This window comes from Mesorhizobium sp. M7A.F.Ca.CA.002.15.2.1, from assembly GCF_003998715.1.
Taxonomy (GTDB): Bacteria; Pseudomonadota; Alphaproteobacteria; order Rhizobiales; family Rhizobiaceae; genus Mesorhizobium; species Mesorhizobium ciceri.
In genome coordinates, this window is sequence record NZ_RZPI01000716.1 from 1 (window position 1) to 2,741 (window position 2,741).

4 protein-coding genes and 1 pseudogene are annotated in these 2,741 nt (G+C 62.8%); 1 reads left to right on the forward strand and 4 read right to left on the reverse strand.

Translation table 11 applies throughout. The features are described from left to right. Positions 1–167: 167 nt before the first annotated feature. The 4 genes from ENZ74_RS28070 to ENZ74_RS28085 form a co-directional block, all read right to left on the reverse strand. Complete coding sequence (locus tag ENZ74_RS28070) at positions 168–413, reverse strand: type II toxin-antitoxin system Phd/YefM family antitoxin (RefSeq protein WP_013529932.1); 246 nt, start codon at positions 411–413, stop codon at positions 168–170. A 28-nt stretch (positions 414–441) separates the two neighbouring features. Further along, positions 442–750 (reverse strand): putative quinol monooxygenase, encoded by a 309-nt coding sequence (locus ENZ74_RS28075; protein WP_063168863.1) that lies wholly within the window; start codon positions 748–750, stop codon positions 442–444. Positions 751–812: 62 nt separating this feature from the next. Continuing rightward, positions 813–1,592, reverse strand: coding sequence for an SDR family oxidoreductase (locus ENZ74_RS28080; RefSeq protein ID WP_013529934.1), 780 nt, complete (start codon positions 1,590–1,592; stop codon positions 813–815). Positions 1,593–1,717: 125 nt separating this feature from the next. Further along, complete coding sequence (locus ENZ74_RS28085; RefSeq protein ID WP_013529935.1) at positions 1,718–2,155, reverse strand: DsrE family protein; 438 nt, start codon at positions 2,153–2,155, stop codon at positions 1,718–1,720. 102 nt (positions 2,156–2,257) lie between these two features. On the opposite strand from ENZ74_RS28085, the pseudogene ENZ74_RS28090 reads away from it, so the two are divergent. Further along, positions 2,258–2,741, forward strand: a pseudogene (locus tag ENZ74_RS28090) (hypothetical protein); the annotation flags it as partial.

Genomic DNA, 2,741 nt, shown 5'->3' on the forward strand with positions numbered 1-2,741 from the left:
GCCAGAGCTTGCGCATCCGCGCCATGCGCTCGAGTGTGGGCAGGTCCGGGGAGGGCTGCTCGGCCGAGGAATCCATGTTTCGCTCTTAGACCCGCAGGGCGAAAAATGCGAACCGCGATTCACAGAAAAATGATTGTTTCACCCGCCCAGGTGTCGAGTAACAGGTCTCACAAGCCGGCGTTGAACCGTTGCTCGATCTCATTGCGACCCATGCGGTCGAAATCGTCGGGGACGGAAAACTGGCCGGCCATAAAACCGACCCGTCGCGCCTGCAGCGTCGGCTGTTCGATCGGCACGATTCTGGCCAACGGCTTGCCGGCTTTGGCAATAACAAACGACTCGCCTTGGGCTGCACGTCTCACAAGGCGCGACAGATGAGCTTTCGCATCGCGAATGTTTACTGTCTGCGTCAAAGATTGCTCCTCAAAATTGGCATCGAACTCACCCCGTCTTGCTGTCGGCTAGGCCGAAGCCGCCGACGGGGTGGGTCTCGACCTGGAATTCGAAGCCGGCGATGAACGGCCGCGCCTTGGCGATCGCTGCCTGGACTTCGGGAAGCTGCAGCGAGGCCTTGTGGCTTTCGGCGTCGGTCCACACTTCGGTGACCCAGATCGCGTCGGCATCGGCGGGATCGCGCGCGATGATATAGCTCAGGCAGCCCGACAGGGCGCCGGTGCTGGCGCGCAGGAGGTCCATGACCGCGTCGCGCTGGCCGCGCGACGCCCGCATCTTGCCGATCAGTCCGTACATTCCGTTGTCTCCTTTGAGGTTTTCGACAAGAGCGTGCAGATCGCCAGTATGGCGATAGCCGTTCAAGGCATCAACTGGCCGCCATTCACCTCGATCACCTGGCCGGTGATGTAGCCGCTGAGAAGGTCGGAAGAGAGGAACAGATAGGCGCCGACGCAATCCTGCGCCGTGCCGGCGCGTCCCTGCGGAATGGTGGCGACCATGCCCTTGATCTGCTCGTCGGTCGAATAGCGCTCGTGGAACGGGGTGAGAATGGTGCCGGGCGCCACCGCGTTGACGCGGATGCCGAAGCCGATCAGCTCCTTTGCCATGCCGCGCGTCACATTGGAGACGAAAGCCTTGGCAGAGCCGTAAAGCCCGGCGCCGCCGCCGGCACCATTGCGGGCGGCGATCGAGGAGGTGTTGACGATGAAGCCGCCCTGTTTCTTCAGCCACGGGATCGCCTTGCGCGAAGCAGTCAGCACCGAACGGGCGTTGAGGTCCATCACCGCATCGTAATGCGCCTCGGTCTGCTCGGCATAGGGGATGCGGCCGAGCATGCCGCCGGCATTGTTGACCAGCCCGTCGAGGCGGCCGAAATATTGCGCACTGTCCTCGACGACGCGCTCGACATCGGCGGCAACGGAGAAATCGCCCTGGACGAGAAACACCTCGCCGCCCTTGTCGGCAATCGTCAGGCCGAGCTTCTCGGCGGCGTCGCGGCTCGAGTTATAATGCAGCGCCACCTTGCATTTCTGCGCTGCATAGGCCAGCGCGAGCGCCGCCCCGATGCCGGTCGATGCACCGGTAACCAGCACTGCCTTGCCGGCAAGATCGGGTATGCTGAGTGTGGTGGCTGGCACGGTTCTTCCTCCGGGATGTCTGCCTGCCCTTCGTAGGCCCTTGCCACCCCGGTGTTCAAGCCTTGGAGCAATTCAAGGAAAAGTGTGAGCGCTTTCCCCGGGGGATTTGCGTCAAACAAACCGCTCTACGGACGCAGATAGGCGTAACCCTGGCCTTGCAGTTCGGCGAGTTTGACGACGCCGCCCTTGTCGGCGGCATGAAATCCGGCGAGCAGGTCGGGGAGTGTGATGTCCATGCCGTGCATGGTGTTGGCGCAGGCGTGGGGTTCCAATCCCTGCTGCACCAGGCCGGCGAAGCGCCCGGAAATCGCGGCCGATATGCCTTTCGACTTGAAGGCCGCGAGCGCGGGACCATGCACGACCAGCACGATGTCGACCTTGCCGCCGGTGCCTTCATAATGGTTCTTGATGTTGCCGAGCACGAAATTGACCTTGTCGGTGTCGCTCAAGTGGTAGGCGACTTTTTGCCTTGTGGGCTCGGTGGCGGCTGCCTGTGCTGCCCGCAGACCGAGAAGCGTTCCGGTTCCGGCAAGAACCGTGCGGAACATGTCGCGCCGGCGCATGGCATCCTCCTCCGCTTGGCGGCTGACCGCGAATTGCGTGACTCCAGCCGCAATACTAGCATAAATTGCCGTTGCGTCCTTTCGATGCGGAGGAGAGGTCACATGGCGTTGAAGGAATGGGCGTTTGGGTTGGGGGAATGGAAGACGGTTGCCGGCGCCGGGTTTTGCGCCGTGCTGCTCGGCGCGCTTGCCGGATCGGCCTCCGCCGACGATGCGCTGAAGCTTACCGAACTCAGTCCGAACGGCGCTGATGCCTGTTTCGGCCGCGTCTATGATGGGGCGCATCTCAAGGCGCACCCGAAGCAGAAGGTGGCGCGGATCTTCTTCTACTACGGCCATGATCCGGTCAGCCGGCCGAACGAGGAACCGACCGGGAATTCCGACACGTCCTACAATGCCTTCATCGCCACCACCGTGCGCGGCGCCAAGTCGCCTGAATGGGCCGGCGGCTGGTGCAATCATGCTTCCGAGGACGGCAAGACGGGCCCGGTCCATTGCGGCATGGAATGCGACCGGACGCTTGCGTCGCTGAAGGTCGATGACAAGGGTCGGCTGTTCCTCTCGGATCTGCAGCCCGACATCTATC